Raw genomic sequence first — 14,791 nt, 5'->3', positions numbered from 1 at the left:
GCTCCCGTCTCCAGGTCGAAGACCTGGAGACGGGAGCCTGTCACCGGCGGGGTTGGAGCCGGAGGTTGCCAGCGGTCCTGGTCAGCCCTTGCGCTGCGCCACCACGTCGACGACGCACAGCGCCGTCATGTTGACGATGCGGCGCACGGTGGCCGACGGTGTCAGGATGTGCACCGGCGCCGCGCAGCCCAGCAGGATCGGGCCGATGGCGATGCCGTTGCCGGCCGCCGTTTTCACCAGGTTGTAGGCGATGTTGGCCGAATCGATGTTCGGCGCCACCAGCAGGTTGGCGTCGCGTTCCAGGCGCGAGTTCGGCATCAGTTTCTTGCGCAGCTTCGAATCCAGCGCCGTATCGCCGTGCATCTCGCCGTCGATCTCCAGGTCCGGCGCACGTTCCTGCACCAGTTTCAGGGTGGCGCGCATCTTCTGCGCCGACTCGCTGTTGGAGGAGCCGAAGTTCGAGTGCGACAGCAGCGCGACGGACGGCGACAGGCCGAAGCGGCGCATTTCCTCGGCCGCCATCAGCGTGATCTCGGCCAGCTGTTCCGCCGTCGGGTTCTCGTTGACGTGCGTATCGACCATCACCAGCTGGCGCTCCGGCAGTACCAGCACGTTCATCGCCGCGTAGACGTTGGCGCCCGGGCGCTTGCCCAGCACCTGGTCGATGTAGTGCAGGTGCAGCTGGGTGGTGCCGAAGGTGCCGCAAATCATGCCGTCGGCGTCGCCCTTCTTGATCATCATGGCGCCGATCAGCGTGTGGCGGCGGCGCATTTCCAGCTTTGCATACTCCTCCGTCACACCTTTGCGGTTGGTGAGTTCGTAGTAGGCGCTCCAGTAATCGCGGTAGCGGTCGTCGTAGTCCGGGTTGATCACGTCGAAGTCGATGCCCAGCTTCAGGCGCAGGCCGAACTTCTCGATGCGCTGTTCCAGCACGGCGGGACGGCCGACCAGGATCGGGCGCGCCAGGCGCTCGTCGACGACCACCTGCACGGCGCGCAGCACGCGCTCTTCCTCGCCTTCGGCGTAGACGATGCGCTTCAGGTCAGGGTGCGTGCCCTTGGCCACCGAGAACAGCGGCTTCATGAAGGTACCGCTGCGGTAGACGAATTCCTGCAGGCTGTCGGCGTACGCTTCCAGGTTCTTGATCGGACGGGTGGCCACGCCCGAATCCTCCGCCGCCTTGGCGACGGCTGGCGCGATCTTGATCAAGAGGCGCGGGTCGAACGGCATCGGGATCAGGTATTCCGGGCCGAACGACAGGTTGGTGAAGCCGTAGGTCGTGGCCACGATGTCGGACTGCTCCGCGTGCGCCAGCTCGGCGATCGCGTGCACCACGGCGATTTCCATTTCGCGCGTGATCGTCGTGGCGCCGCAATCGAGGGCGCCGCGGAAGATGTACGGGAAACAGAGGACGTTGTTGACCTGGTTCGGATAGTCCGAGCGGCCGGTGCAGATGACGGCGTCGTCGCGCACGGCCTTGACGTCTTCCGGCAGGATTTCCGGATTCGGATTGGCCAGCGCCAGGATGATCGGCTTGGCGGCCATCTGGCGCACCATGTCCTGTTTCAGCACGCCGCCGGCGGACAGGCCCAGGAAGATGTCGGCATCGGCGATCACCTCGCCCAGGGTGCGGGCGGTGGTGTCGCGGGCGAAGCGTTCCTTGTCCGGGTCCATCAGCTCGGTGCGGCCCTTGTAGACCACGCCGGCCAGGTCGGTCACGTAGATGTTCTCGATCGGGAAGCCCAAATCGACGATCAGGTCGAGGCAGGCCAGCGCCGCGGCGCCCGCGCCGGAGACCACCAGCTTGCATTCCTTGATGTTCTTGCCGACCAGGGAGATGCCGTTCAGGATGGCGGCGCCGACGATGATGGCGGTGCCGTGCTGGTCGTCGTGGAAGACGGGAATCTTCATCCGCTTGCGCAGCTCGCGCTCGATGTAGAAGCACTCGGGCGCCTTGATGTCTTCCAGGTTGACGCCGCCGAACGTGGGTTCGAGCGCGGCGATCACGTCGATCAGCTTGTCCGGGTCCTGCTCGTTGATCTCGATGTCGAACACGTCGATGCCGGCGAACTTCTTGAACAGCACGCCCTTGCCTTCCATGACGGGCTTCGACGCCAGCGCGCCGATATTGCCCAGGCCCAGCACGGCGGTGCCGTTCGAGATGACGGCCACCAGGTTGCCGCGCGCCGTGTATTTGTAGGCGGCGGCGGGGTCGACGACGATTTCTTCGCAGGGAGCGGCAACGCCGGGCGAATACGCCAGCGCCAGGTCGCGCTGGTTCGTCAGCTGCTTGGTCGGGGTCACGCTGATCTTGCCCGGACGTGGGCACTCGTGATATTCCAGCGCCGCGAGACGCAGTTGTTGACGCAGTTCCTCTTTCTTGTCAGATGACGAATCCATTACTGCCTTCCCTAGGTGCTCTGAAAAATCCCTTGATTTTAGCAGACTCACTCTATTGACAAAGTAGGTATTTTCACCGACGGATCGGCGATAACTGTTTTCCTATGGAATTTGATGGTGCAATGCGGTTTTGCTATCGGGCCCCGATAAATGATCGCTCCGAGCTTTCCGCAGGGATTCGAGCAATAATGCTTCCTGACGGCGGCCTTGCCGCCATGGGAGCGGATCATGATCAGGCGCATTCTGGTACTCGGCATCGTACTCTCGATAATGGGAGCGGTCGCATATTTCTTTGGCGTCGGGCCAGCCGCGGCCTGTGGCGTCACGGCCGTCGCGGTGTACGTTTATTCGATGGCCCGGCGTTACAGCGGCGTCCAGTCGGCGCGCAGCCGCGAGAAGGGCGAACATGCCGAGAGCGGCACCGCGTCCATGATCACGACGCGGGCCTCCGACTCCTCCGGCAACGACGACCAAGACCGGGGTCAGGTCTGACATTCGGACATTTTTCCACTCACTCCCCTGCAACGCCCGGCATCTGCCGGGCTTCCGCATCCTCACACCGCTGGACCGCGCGGCTGACAGTCTTCAGCGAGACGTCAAAATGCTCAGCGATCTGTGCCATTGTGTAAGCTGCGGACCGATACGCCTGTGCCATCGCCCGATCACGCTCGGGATACTCCTGCTCATATTCGTGCAGGGACATGGCAAACAGCCGCCGCTGGGTCTTGCAGACTTCACGCAGCAGTTCACCGGGGACAGGCGTGCGATGGCACGCGACGAAGTCGTCATCGCCCAGCACTAGTCCATGCTGGGCACGCTCCAACGGACTCGCGCACCCGACGCCTTCGGTAACAAAACGGGCATACGCCTGCAAGGCACGGCTGCGTTCAGGGCCGAACTGGCGCAATAGCCCGTCGACATCCAGCCAGGCCGGCGCCCGGTACCTGCCGAGAACATAAGGATGGCTGCTCCACGGCCACTCGTCGAGAGACTTGACCAATCCCGCGCGCAGCGGGTTCAAGACGACATAGCGGCCCAGCTCCAGCAGGTGGCTGCCGCGCTGCACCAGCACCGCATGATAGCGGCCCTGGAAAAGATGACCCGCCAGCTGATGGCGGCGATTGAAGCGCTGGGTATATGTACCGTTCAGATGACGCATCCCCTGCGACAGATTGCCCTCCGCCGTCTGGACCACCAGGTGATAGTGATTCCCCATCTGGCAGTAGGCATGCACCAGGAAATTGAACCGCTGGCAGACCGTGGCCAATCCGTCCAGCCAGACCAGGCGATCGGAATCGTCACGATAGATCTCCTCGCGGCGATCGCCACGCGACGTCACGTGATAGCAGGCACCAGGGAATTCGAGGCGAAGGGGACGGGTCATCGCGCAACGGTACCGCTTGCCATGGTGGCCAGGGTTGACCTCGACCGCAGGGGGATGTGATATGGATCAAATCGGTGGCGTGTGGCGGCTGAGGGCGTGGAAATGTCCGATTGCCAGACCTGACCCCGGTTTTGCCCTTCGGTACAATGCCCCCATGCTTTCCGAATTCGACCTGATCAAACAATACTTCGACCGCCCCGCCGGCAGTGGGCCACAGCGCGCGGTGCTGGGCATCGGCGACGACTGCGCGCTGCTGGCGGCGATTAGCGGCATGCAGACGGCCATCTCGTCCGACATGCTGGTCGAGGGCCGGCACTTCTTCGCTGGCGAAGACCCGCGCCGGCTCGGTCACAAAAGTCTGGCCGTCAACCTCTCGGACCTGGCGGCGATGGGCGCGCGGCCCGTCGGCTTTACCCTGGCGCTGGCGCTGCCGGCCGCCGAGCGCGACTGGCTGCACGGCTTTTCCAGCGGCCTGTTCGCGCTGGCCGACGCGCACGACTGCCAGTTGATCGGCGGCGACACCACCAAGGGTCCGCTCAACATCTGCATCACCGTGTTCGGTGAAGTGGCGCCGGGCCGGGCACTGCGGCGTGACGCCGCGCGGCCGGGCGACGACATCTGGGTCTCCGGCACGCTGGGCGACGCGCGCCTGGCGCTGGCCGGCTTGCGCGGCGAGCTGGCGCTGGATGCGGACGCGCTGGCGGCAGCCGCCACCCGCATGCATCAGCCGACGCCGCGGGTGGCGCTGGGCGTGGCACTGGCGGCGCAGGGGCTGGCACGCGCCGCCATCGACATCTCCGATGGCCTGGTCGGTGACCTTGGGCACATCCTGGCGCGCTCCGGTGTGGGCGCCACGCTGGACGTGGATGCGCTGCCCGCCGGACCCGCGCTGGCGCGGCAGGAACAGCGGCTGCGGCGCGCGTTCACGGCGGCCGGTGGCGACGATTACGAGTTGTGCTTCACGGCCGACCCGGCGCAGCGTGAGCGCATCGTGGCCGCGGGTGCCGCGTGTGGGACGGCGGTGACGCGGGTTGGGCGCATCGAGGCGCAGGCCGGCTTGCGGCTGGTCGATGGGGCGGGCGCGCCGCTTGAATTGGCGCTGGCGGGGTTCGATCACTTTGCTTGAGCACCATCGGCGTTCGCGCGCTTGGGGTCTGTCCCCGCACGGGGACTGACCCCGGTTTTTATCGTGAACTTGCTGCCCGCGATTAAAACCGGGGTCAGTCCCAAAAGGGACAGACCCCAAGCCTGTGAGCGTCTGCGGCGGCTCCAGGTAAGCCGTGGGCAGTTTATGGCAGCGCGGTGTGATCCTCGCCCGGCTTGCCGGCCTGCCGCCCGCTGCCATGCATCAGCCAGTAGTGGTGGAACGCCAGCCGGATATTGTCGCGCAGTTGGATGTCGTCCCAGGGCTTGGTGTAAAAGCGGTAGATCGCGCCGCGGTTGATCGAGTCCAGCATCGCTTCCAGACCCGTGTAGCCGGACAGGATGATGCGGATCGTGTCCGGGTACATGTCCTTCACCTTGCTGAGGAATTCCGTGCCGCTCATGATGGGCATGCGCTGGTCGCACACGATCACCTGCACCGGGTGCAGCGCCAGCAGGTCGAAGCCTTCCGCCGGCGACGCGGCCGTCAGGATGCGGTAGCCGTCGCGCCGGAACAGCCGGTGCAGCGACGACAGCACGTTGACGTCGTCATCCACGATCAAGAGCGTCTGCGGTGGCTCGCTGGCCGCGTTCGGGTCCGGCGGCAGCGCCTTGCCGTTGACGACGAGCTGACCCATGTCGCCCGGCGACAGCGGCCGGCTGAAGAAGAAGCCCTGCACTTCGTCGCAACGGTTGCGGCGCAGGTATTCCAGCTGCGGCCGGCTTTCCACCCCTTCCGCCACCACCCGCAGTTTCAAGCTGTGCGCCATGCTGATGATGGCCAGCGCGATCGCCGCGTCGTTCGGGTTGGTCGTGATGTTGCGCACGAAGGCGATGTCGATCTTCAGCTTGTCGATCGGGAAGCGCTGCAGGTAGGCCAGCGAGGAATAGCCCGTGCCGAAGTCGTCGATCGCCACCTTGATGCCCAGCTCGCGCAGCTTGGTCAGCACCTCGATGGTGCGCTCGGCGTTCGACATCAGCGCCGTTTCCGTCAGCTCCAGCTCCAGCAGCTCCGGCGGCACCTCGTGGCGCTCCAGCGCCTCGTTGATGTCCCGTTCCAGGTCGCCCTCGACGAACTGGCGCGACGCCACGTTGACGGCGACGTGGATGGGCCCCACCGGCGATTCCAGCCACGCGGCGATCTGGCGGCAGGCCGCGTCGATGATCCACGCGCCGGTGCGCACGATCAGGCCCGTTTCCTCCAGCACGCTGACGAATTCGGCCGGGTAGACCATGCCGTGGCCGGGCCGGTTCCAGCGCAGCAGCGCCTCGGCGCCGCTGATGCGGCCCGTGTGCAGGTTGACCTTGGGCTGGTAGTGCAGTTCCAGCTCGTCCTGGTCCAGCGCGCGCCGCAGCGCCATCTCCAGGTCCAGCCGCGCCAGCACCTGCACGTTCATGCCCGCCGTGAAGAAGCGGTAGGCGTCGCTGCCCGCCTCCTTCGCCTGCGTCATCGCCGTGTTGGCGTATTTGACCAGCGTTTCCGGGTCGCCCGCGTCGTCCGGATAGACGGCAATGCCGATCGAGGCCGTCAGCGTGGCCTGGTGCTCGCCCAGCTGGAACGGTGCGCGCAGCGCGTCGCGCACTTCATTCGCCACCAGCACCGCGTCGTGCTGGTCGCGCGTCATCGTCAGGATCAGGCCGAACTCGTCGCCGCCCAGGCGGCCGACGGTGTCGCGGATGCGCACGCACTGCACCAGGCGGTTGGAGAATTCGCGCAGCAGCACGTCGCCCATGCCCGCGCCGAGCGAATCGTTGACGCTCTTGAAGCGGTCCAGGCCGATGAACAGCACGACGATGCGCCATTCCTTGTCGCGCGCCAGCTCGATCGCGTCCATCAGGGTGCGGTAGAACAGCGTGCGGTTGGGCAGGCCGGTCAGGCTGTCGTAATGGGCCGCGTGGGCCAGCAGCTCCTCGGCACGGCGGCGTTCGCTGATGTCGCGCGCCACGCAGATCAGCGTGCGCTGGCGCACGCCGTCGCCAGCTTCGCCACCCTGCTGCAGCTGCCAGTACACCTCGGCCGGCACGGTGGCGTGGTCCTGGCGCAGCAACTCGGTTTCGGTCAGCGTGGGCGAGCGCAGGTCGCCATGCGCCAGCGCGGCCTCTGCCTGGCGCTGCAGGTCCTCCCGATGGCCCAGCCCGATGCGGACCGGTTCCAGCGCCAGCAGCTGGCGCCGCGTGTAGCCCAGCATGCGGCAGGCGCCGTCGTTGACGTCCACCAGGTCCATCGTGCCGGTGTCGATCAGGAAGATGGCGTCTGCGGTGGCATCCATCGCGCTGCGAAAGCGCTGCAGGTCGGCCGTGCGCTCGCGCACCGTCTGCTCCAGGATGGTGTTGTGGCGCCTGGCCTCGCGCTGCATCAGGCGCACCTCGATCTGGTTGCGGATGCGCGTCAGCACCTCGACCGGATCGAACGGCTTGGTGACGAAGTCGCGCGCGCCGGCGTCCAGCGCAGCCTGCTTCTTGTCCGGCTCGGCCGTGACGACCAGCACCGGCAGGTAGCTGTCCGGCTCGAGCGGGCGCAGCGCCTCCATCACGTCGAAGCCGTCCATGCCCGGCATCTGCAGGTCGAGGATGATGATGTCGTAACGGTGCTCGGCGTGCCAGTCGGCCACCACGCGCGGGTCGGTGGTGGAGCGGACGTTGGCATAGCCTGTCGATTGCAGCAGGTATTCCAGCAGCTGCACGTTGACGGGCTGGTCGTCCACGATCAGGATGCTGGCGTTCAGGATGTCGGCCCGGCTGATCATCATTCTTCCCTTCCGGCCTCGGCATGGGCACGCTCCGCCAGCCAGGAGATCGTGCTGTTGATGGCCTCGGTAAATTCGTCGATATTGATCGGCTTGATCAGGTATCGGAAGAATCCTGCCGCAATTCCCCGTTCCACGTCGCGCGGCATGGCGTTGGCCGTCAGCGCGATGACGGGGATGTGGGCCGTGCGCGGCTCGGCCCGCAGCAGGCGCAGCGCCTCCAGCCCGCTGATGCCGGGCAGGTTGATGTCCATCAGGATCAGGTCCGGCAGGTGCGCCCGCGCCAGCTCCAGGCCCAGCTGGCCGTCCGGCGCCGTCAGCAGGCGCAGCTCGGGGCGGAAGCTGATGATCTCCTGCACCAGCTTCAGGTTGGCGGGGTTGTCCTCGACGTACAGCACCGTGATGTTGTCGCGCTCACGCAGCGGCCCGTCGCCGCTCGGTGGCGGCATCAGGCCTTCCAGCGGCGACGGCACCGGCAACGTCGTCTTCAGGTCGATCCAGAACACGCTGCCCACGCCGGGACTGCTGGAGACGCCGATCGTGCCGCCCATCAGTTCGACCAGGCGCTTGGTGACGACCAGCCCGATGCCCGTACCCTCCTCCGCGCCGGACTCCTGGCCCAGCCGGTTGAACGGCTGGAACAGCATGCGCACCTGCTCCTGCTTCAGGCCCATGCCGGTATCCTGCACGGAGATGCGCAGCACCTCGGCCGCGCTGGTGGTGCAGTCGACCACGACGGCGCCGCCCTCGCGGTTGTACTTGATGGCGTTCGACAGCAGGTTGAGCAGCACCTGCTTCAGGCGCGTGCGGTCGGCCGTCACGTTGTACGACACCTGCTGCGGGAACAGCAGCCGGATGCCGCGCTGGCCCGCCAGCGGCGCCATCATCGTCTCGCATTCCTGCAGGATGTCGGCCAGCGCCACCGGCTCCATCGACAGCGCCACGGCGCCCGACTCGATCTTGGCCAGGTCCAGGATTTCGTTGATGAGCGCCAGCAGGTGGCGGCCGGATTTCAGGATGTGGTTGGCGAATTCCTTCTTCTGCGCCAGGGTGGAGGGCAGCTTGTCGGACGTGAGGATCTGGGCGAAGCCGAGAATGGCGTTGAGCGGCGTGCGCAGCTCGTGGCTCATCGAGGACAGGAACGCGGACTTGGCCTGGTTGGCGCTTTTCGCCTCCTCCATCGCCATCGCCAGCTCGCCGTTGGCCAGTTCCAGTTGCATCGTGCGCTCGTGCACGCGCTGTTCCAGCTCCGCGTTCAGGCGCATCACCTCCTGCTGCGCCAGCGCGCGCTGTTCGGCCTCGCGCGCGATCTCGCGGTTCGAGTTCTCCAGCTCGCGCTTGCGGCTCTCGATATCGGACAGCATCTTGTTGAACGACTCGGCCAGCTCGGCCACCTCGTCCTCGCCGAAGCGCTCGGCGCGGCGCGACACGTCGCCCGTCTTCATCACCTCGCGCGCCACGTGCGCCACATTCAGGATCGGCCGCGTGATCACCTCGTTCAGGCGGCGCATCACCAGCCAGGCGATCAGCAGCGCCAGCAGCGCGGCCAGCACGCCGATCAGCACGTAGTCGAGGAAGCGGTCCATCATCTCGTAGTCCGCGCGCAGGTAGACGGTGCCCAGCAGCTCGCCATTGTCGTAGATGGGCTGGAACAGCTGCATCTTGCCGCTCTGGAACTGGAAGCCGGGCTGGCCGACGCGCGCCGGAATGACGGGTTTCTGGTCGGGTGCCGCATAGCGGGCGAACAAGGCGCCGCGCGCGTTGTAGATGGCCCCGGCGTTGACCTTGGGGCGCAGTCGCAGCAGGCTGAGGTTTTCCTGGGCCAGGCGCTGGTCGTCGAACGTCAGCGCCGGCGCGCTCATGTGGCCGAGCAGCTCGGCCTGGGTGCGCATGTCGTCGCGGATGGTCTGCTGGTAGACGTGCAGGTCGTAGGCGACCACCGTGCTGATGGACACCAGCATGGCGGGCAGGATCACCATGGCGATGACGCCAAGCAGCTTGTGGCGCAGGGAACGCAGCCGGATCACGGCCGGCCTCCACGCTGCCGCGCAGGGACGAACGGGGCCGTGATCGCCTTGACCTGCCAGCACCGCCGGTTGAGTCCTGGAAATTGCGTCACCTTGTTCTCCTGGCGCCTATTCTATCGTTCAGTTGGCGGACGGCGGCGCGTGATTACCCGGACAAGTGTTTTGCATTTGACAAATATTTTCCTGCGCGCGTGGCCGTGCGCGCGGACGTCGCGCTAGAATGGACCGCACAAGCCAGGAGCTGGCGCCACAGCGAAGGAGGGACACGTGAGCACGGACATCAACGAACTGGCCGCCCAGGTAGGGCGCGCGCTGCAGGACAAGGAATTGCTGCTGGTTACCGCCGAGTCGTGCACCGGCGGCGGGGTGGCGCAGGCGATCACGGAAATCGCCGGCTCGACCGGCTGGTTCGATTGCGGCTTCATCACCTACTCCAACGCGTCCAAGACGGAGCTGCTGGAAGTGCCTGCCGCGCTGATCGCCCAGTTCGGCAGCGTCAGCGAGGAAGTGGCCGCCGCGATGGCGCAGGGCGCGCTGGGCAGCAGCAATGCCCACGTGGCCGTCTCCACCACCGGTATTGCCGGCCCTACGGGCGCCGTGCCGGGCAAACCGGTCGGCACCGTCTGCTTCGGCTGGGCCAACGGCGATACCGTCCACACCGAGCGCCTGGTGTTCTCCGGCGACCGTCATGCCGTGCGCGAACAGACCGTCGTGCATGCCTTGCAAGGGCTGCTGCGCTTCATCGACTGAGCGCGCGCCGCATCCTCGCGTGCCGGGCCCTGCCCCTGTATAGTTCAGCTGGAACCCGCGGCGGCGTTCGCGGGGCAAGGCTTACACGCGTTCGGAGAACAATCGATGCAAAACACGGTTCATTTCATCCTCCAGGGTAAAGGCGGCATCGGCAAGACCCTGGTCTCGACCATCCTGGCGCAGTGGCTCAAGTCGAAAGACGACACGCCGCTGCGTTGCTACGACACCGACCAGGAGAACACCACGTTCTCGCGCTACAAGGCGCTGGACGTCAAGCATATCCCCGTCATGACGGAAGCGCGCACGATCGACCCGAAGCGGTTCGACGCGCTGATGATCGACATCCTGGAGGCGGACGGCAACTGCGTCATCGACAACGGCGCCAACACGTTCTCGCCGCTGCTGGCCTACCTGTTGGAGAACCACTGCTTCGCCCTGCTCGAAGATTCCGGCCGCAAGGTGTACATCCACACCATCGTGGGCGGCGGCGACACGCTGCACGACACGGCGATGGGCTTCGTCTCCACCGCCAAGTCGGCCAACGTGCCGCTGGTACTGTGGGAGAACGAGCATTTCGGCCCGTTGCAATCGGCCTCCGGCAAGGCCTTCATCGAATCGCAGACCTACGCCGAGAATTCCGGTCGCGTGCGCGGGCGCGTCGTCCTGTCCCAGCGCAATGCCGACACGTTCGGCGCGGACGTCAAGAAGATGAACACGGCGCGCATGACGCTCGAGGAAGTGAAAGCCAGCGACAAGTTCAACGTGATGGAAAAGCAGCGCATCAAGGTCGTGTTCCGCGACCTGTTCGAGCAGCTCGACAAAGTGGAGTGGTAAGCGCGCCATGGACCAGCACAAGCTGCGCACCCTCGTGTTCGAGAAGACCGGCGTCAAGGTGGACGTGGACGATCCGATCTTCGCCCTCGTCGCGCTGAACGAAGCCGTGCTGGCCGAGGCGGTCGAACGGCACGTGGAGCGCATCGACGCGGCGTCGGCGGCGCTGGCGCGCCAGGCCGGGGCCTCGGTGCCGCTGGTGTCCGAATTCGAGCCGGCGCCAGCCGTGGCGGCGCCTTCCGCCACGGTGCCGGCGGCCCGGGTGCCGGAGCGGCGCCAGCTGGCCGTCGCGCTGGGCGCGGCCGCCTTCGGCGCGCTGCTCGTGCTGCTGGGGCAGGCACTGTTGTTCCGGCCCAAGCCGGTGCCGCCGGTGGCCGTGCCGGCACCGCTCACGTCCGCACAGATCACCGCCATCGCCACTGGCGAGAAGTTCCAGCGCGTCTTGCCGCGGCTGGATGCGAAGACGCGCAATGCCGTGCTGGCGGAGATGAACAAGCCATAGCGACAACGGAAATTGGGGACAGCCTCCGATGGTCGCGGTGCGGGCAGACCTGGGCCGGCGTTACAGCAGGACGACGTCGTTGACGGTCACGGCCCCCACGCCCGTCAGCTGGGCGATTTGCGTCAGCTCGCCCGCGCTGACGGTCGCATTGCCGTCGGCCGACTGGAAACGGAACAGCGCTGTCGAGGTGCCGTCGTTGACGACGAACAGCGCGCTGGCCCCGATCGCATGGGCCTGGTCCGCCGGGCCGATCGCCCGGGCCGCCGCGGCCTGCGTCAGGTCAGCCGCGGCCCGCGTGACGATCGTCAGCGACGCGCCCCGGCCGGCGTCGATCTCCAGCCGGTCGCTGCCGGACACGAAATCCGTCACGCGGTCGGCGCTGGCGGACAGGCGCAGCACGAAGGTGTCGTTGCCGGCGCCGCCAGTCAAGGTGTCGCTGCCGGCGCCGCCTACCAGGGTGTCGTTGCCGGCGCCGCCGTCGAGCCGGTCGTTCCAGGCACCGCCGACGAGGATATTATCGAGCTCGCTGCCGGTGCCCGCGAACGCGCCGGTGCCGGTAAAGCGCAGCTGTTCGATGCCGCCGTCCAGCTGCCACGTCGCCTGCGCCGTGATCACCCGGTCGTTGCCGCCATCCGCCAGCTCCAGCACGACGTCGCCGGCATCGTCGACGATATACACGTCGTCGCCCGTGCCGCCCTCCAGCACGTCGGCGCCACGGCCGCCGTTGAGCAGGTCCCCGCCCGCGCCACCCAGCAGGTGGTCGGTGCCCGCGCCGCCTTCCAGGATGTCGTCGCCGGCCGCGCCGTCCAGCGTATTGGCCGCGCCATCGCCTTGCATCGCATTGGCGAGCGCATTGCCGGTGACGGTACCGGCCGTCATGCCACGCAACACGACACTCTCCACGTTCTCGCCGAGCGTCCAGTCGAAGCCTTCCGCCGTGATCGTGACGAGCGCCGTGTCGAAGCCACCGCCCACTGCCTCGACGATGACGTCGCTGGCGCTGCCGACATGGTGGACGTCGTGGTGCGCCGTGCCGTCCAGCAAGCTGCCACCCACGGCATCGAGCGCGCCGGCGGCCAGCTGCTCGCGGCCCGGGCTGGCCAGGCCAGCGCGCAGTTCGGCCAGCGTATAGGACACGCCGGCAAACACCAGCGTTTCCGTATTGCGCACCAGGACCGCCGCGCCGCTGATCTTGTCGACCAGCTTCAGGTCGTCCGCCGTCGGACGCGAGCGCTCGTAGTTGCCCAGCGCGCTCTCGAAGACGGCGGTGTCGCTGCCGGCGCCGCCATCGAGCGTGTCGCCGCCGCTGCCGCCTTCGAGCCGGTCGTCGCCTTCGCCGCCGAGCAGGCTGTCGCGGCCCGACATGCCGCGCAGCGTGTCGTTGCCGGCGCCGCCCGCCAGGGTATCGTTGCCGCTGTTGCCGGCAATGACATTGTCCAGCCCATTGCCTGTCAGGCGATAGGCGCGGCTTGCCACCGTGCCCGCCAGGTCTTCCACGTTCTGCATGAGCGTGAGCGCGGCCAGCGTCGTGCGCACCATGTCGCGGCCGGCGCTTTCGCCTTCGGTGATGACGTCGCCCGCCGCGTCGAGCAGGTAGACGTCGTCGCCCAGGCCGCCCAGCATGATGTCGTTGCCGGTGCCGCCGTCGAGCGTATCGGCGCCGCCGCCGCCATCGAGGCGGTCGTTGCCGCCGGCGCCGGCCAGCAGGTCGTTGCCCGCGCCGCCCGCGAGCCGGTTGTCCAGCGCATTGCCCTTGCCGCTGAAGGCGCCACTACCGGTGTAGTGCAGCACCTCGACACCGTCTTGCAAGGTCCACATGGACAGCACCGTCAGCAGCGTGTCGACGCCGTCGCTGCCGGCCGCCGTTTCATCCACCACGTCCTGGGCGCTGTCGACGACGTAGCGGTCGTCGCCGGCACCGCCGGCCAGCGTGTCGCGGCCGCTGCCGCCGTCCAGCACATCGCTGCCGCGACCGCCCTGCAGCCGGTCGTTGCCGGCGCCGCCCGTGATGGTGTCGTTGCCGGCACCGCCCAGCACCTCGTCGGCGCCGGCGCCACCGGTGATCAGGTTGCCCAGGTCGTTGGCACGGATGGTCGCGCCACCCGCGCCGGCCACGGCGCGCTGCACGGCCACGCCGTAGGCCAGCGCAACGTTGTGCAGGCCGGGTGCCGTCTCGCTGAAGGCGCCCGCGTTCAGGTCGATGATCGTCGCGCCCGTGCAGGCGGAAAAATCGAGCGTATTGATGCCGCCCGCATCCCAGATGCACTGCGGCGCCGCCGTGTTCGTAAAGGTGTAGACGTCGTTGCCCGCGTGCCAGGCGGTGTTGGCGCCATACAGGTACTGCATCGCCAGAATATCGAGCAGCATCGGCGCGGCCGGCCGCTTGCCGTCGATGGCCTTGCTGGCACCGTCGTAGTACGACATCATCGTGTAGTCGCTGTTGTCGAGGGCGCCCGGCAGGTAGGGGCCGGGCGACCCGCCGCCGCCGGCGTTGTAGTCGCCGGGGTGCTTCAGGCCCAGGCTGTGGCCCAGCTCGTGCACGAGCACATTGATACGGTAGGCGTTCGACGCCGTCGCGGTGTTGTACGACAGGGCATTGTTCAGGTACAGGCCCGACATGGCGTACGGCTGCGGATAGTAGGCATAGGCCGCGCTGGTGGCGCCCTGGTCGTTGGTCGCCAGCTGCAGCTTGCCGCCGCTCGTCACTTCGCGGAACGTGACGTTGGCGACGGCGGACCAGGTGGCCATGGCCGTGCGCACGTCGTCCTTCTGGGCCGCCGTCATCGGCGCGAAGCCGGCGCGGTCCTCGCCCGTCGCATTCGGCGGCGCGCTGGCAGGAAAGCTGTAGGTCAGCGTCAGCGGCGTTCCTGGTTTCGCGTTCCAGCTTGCGTAGGCAAGCGCGTCGATCTTCGTGTTACCGCTGGGAGTGAGCATGACTTATTTCTGCGTGGCAATTACCATCCACCGATCATAGCACGCCGTTGCCATGTGGAAATACCGATGATGC

At 67.0% G+C, this 14,791-nt stretch carries 10 protein-coding genes; 5 read left to right on the top strand and 5 right to left on the bottom strand.

Annotated elements, in window-relative coordinates; all coding sequences use genetic code 11:
- Nucleotides 1-81 precede the first annotated feature (81 nt).
- Nucleotides 82-2,400 (bottom strand): NADP-dependent malic enzyme, encoded by a 2,319-nt coding sequence (locus E7V67_001820; protein WUR13868.1) that lies wholly within the window; start codon nucleotides 2,398-2,400, stop codon nucleotides 82-84.
- A gap of 228 nt (nucleotides 2,401-2,628) precedes the next feature.
- On the opposite strand from E7V67_001820, the gene E7V67_001815 reads away from it, so the two are divergent.
- Complete coding sequence (locus tag E7V67_001815; protein WUR13867.1) at nucleotides 2,629-2,892, top strand: hypothetical protein; 264 nt, start codon at nucleotides 2,629-2,631, stop codon at nucleotides 2,890-2,892.
- A 19-nt stretch (nucleotides 2,893-2,911) separates the two neighbouring features.
- Here E7V67_001815 and E7V67_001810 read toward each other — a convergent pair whose 3' ends face one another.
- Nucleotides 2,912-3,784, bottom strand: coding sequence for a transposase (locus tag E7V67_001810; protein ID WUR13866.1), 873 nt, complete (start codon nucleotides 3,782-3,784; stop codon nucleotides 2,912-2,914).
- A 154-nt stretch (nucleotides 3,785-3,938) separates the two neighbouring features.
- Here E7V67_001810 and thiL point away from each other — a divergent pair, with 154 nt between their 5' ends.
- Nucleotides 3,939-4,910 (top strand): thiamine-phosphate kinase, encoded by a 972-nt coding sequence (gene thiL, locus E7V67_001805; protein WUR13865.1) that lies wholly within the window; start codon nucleotides 3,939-3,941, stop codon nucleotides 4,908-4,910.
- 163 nt (nucleotides 4,911-5,073) lie between these two features.
- On the opposite strand, the gene E7V67_001800 is transcribed toward thiL, so the two are convergent.
- Nucleotides 5,074-7,674 (bottom strand): EAL domain-containing protein, encoded by a 2,601-nt coding sequence (locus tag E7V67_001800; protein WUR16209.1) that lies wholly within the window; start codon nucleotides 7,672-7,674, stop codon nucleotides 5,074-5,076.
- Nucleotides 7,674-9,701, bottom strand: coding sequence for a response regulator (locus E7V67_001795; protein ID WUR13864.1), 2,028 nt, complete (start codon nucleotides 9,699-9,701; stop codon nucleotides 7,674-7,676). Before E7V67_001795 ends, E7V67_001800 begins: the two co-directional genes overlap by 1 nt.
- A 267-nt stretch (nucleotides 9,702-9,968) precedes the next feature.
- Between E7V67_001795 and E7V67_001790 the strand changes: the two genes are divergently transcribed.
- The 3 genes from E7V67_001790 (at nucleotide 9,969) to E7V67_001780 (ending at nucleotide 11,784) form a co-directional block, all read left to right on the top strand.
- Nucleotides 9,969-10,451 carry a CinA family protein gene (locus E7V67_001790; GenBank protein ID WUR13863.1) on the top strand — a complete coding sequence of 161 codons (483 nt, stop codon included), beginning with the start codon at nucleotides 9,969-9,971 and terminating at the stop codon, nucleotides 10,449-10,451.
- Nucleotides 10,452-10,556: 105 nt separating this feature from the next.
- The gene (locus E7V67_001785; protein ID WUR13862.1) at nucleotides 10,557-11,285 is read left to right on the top strand and encodes a hypothetical protein; all 729 of its coding nucleotides are present in this window, start codon (nucleotides 10,557-10,559) and stop codon (nucleotides 11,283-11,285) included.
- A gap of 7 nt (nucleotides 11,286-11,292) precedes the next feature.
- Nucleotides 11,293-11,784: a hypothetical protein gene (locus E7V67_001780; GenBank protein ID WUR13861.1), complete on the top strand. Its 492-nt coding sequence runs from the start codon at nucleotides 11,293-11,295 to the stop codon at nucleotides 11,782-11,784.
- A gap of 60 nt (nucleotides 11,785-11,844) precedes the next feature.
- On the opposite strand, the gene E7V67_001775 is transcribed toward E7V67_001780, so the two are convergent.
- Entirely contained in the window at nucleotides 11,845-14,718 is a 2,874-nt protein-coding gene (locus E7V67_001775; GenBank protein ID WUR13860.1) for a M10 family metallopeptidase C-terminal domain-containing protein, read from the bottom strand.
- Between the last annotated feature and the right edge of the window lie 73 nt (nucleotides 14,719-14,791).

The sequence above is a fragment of the [Empedobacter] haloabium genome (assembly GCA_008011715.2).
GTDB lineage: Bacteria > Pseudomonadota > Gammaproteobacteria > Burkholderiales > Burkholderiaceae_D > Rugamonas > Rugamonas haloabia.
Note: the sequence above shows the minus strand (reverse complement) of the source record. Positions and strands in the feature narration are given on the sequence as shown.

Coding starts and splice junctions, on each gene's coding strand:
- E7V67_001820 (WUR13868.1), bottom strand. CDS start 2,400: ATGGATTCGTCATCTGACAAGAAAGAGGAACTGCGTCAACAACTGCGT.
- E7V67_001815 (WUR13867.1), top strand. CDS start 2,629: ATGATCAGGCGCATTCTGGTACTCGGCATCGTACTCTCGATAATGGGA.
- E7V67_001810 (WUR13866.1), bottom strand. CDS start 3,784: ATGACCCGTCCCCTTCGCCTCGAATTCCCTGGTGCCTGCTATCACGTG.
- thiL (WUR13865.1), top strand. CDS start 3,939: ATGCTTTCCGAATTCGACCTGATCAAACAATACTTCGACCGCCCCGCC.
- E7V67_001800 (WUR16209.1), bottom strand. CDS start 7,674: ATGATCAGCCGGGCCGACATCCTGAACGCCAGCATCCTGATCGTGGAC.
- E7V67_001785 (WUR13862.1), top strand. CDS start 10,557: ATGCAAAACACGGTTCATTTCATCCTCCAGGGTAAAGGCGGCATCGGC.
- E7V67_001780 (WUR13861.1), top strand. CDS start 11,293: ATGGACCAGCACAAGCTGCGCACCCTCGTGTTCGAGAAGACCGGCGTC.
- E7V67_001775 (WUR13860.1), bottom strand. CDS start 14,718: ATGCTCACTCCCAGCGGTAACACGAAGATCGACGCGCTTGCCTACGCA.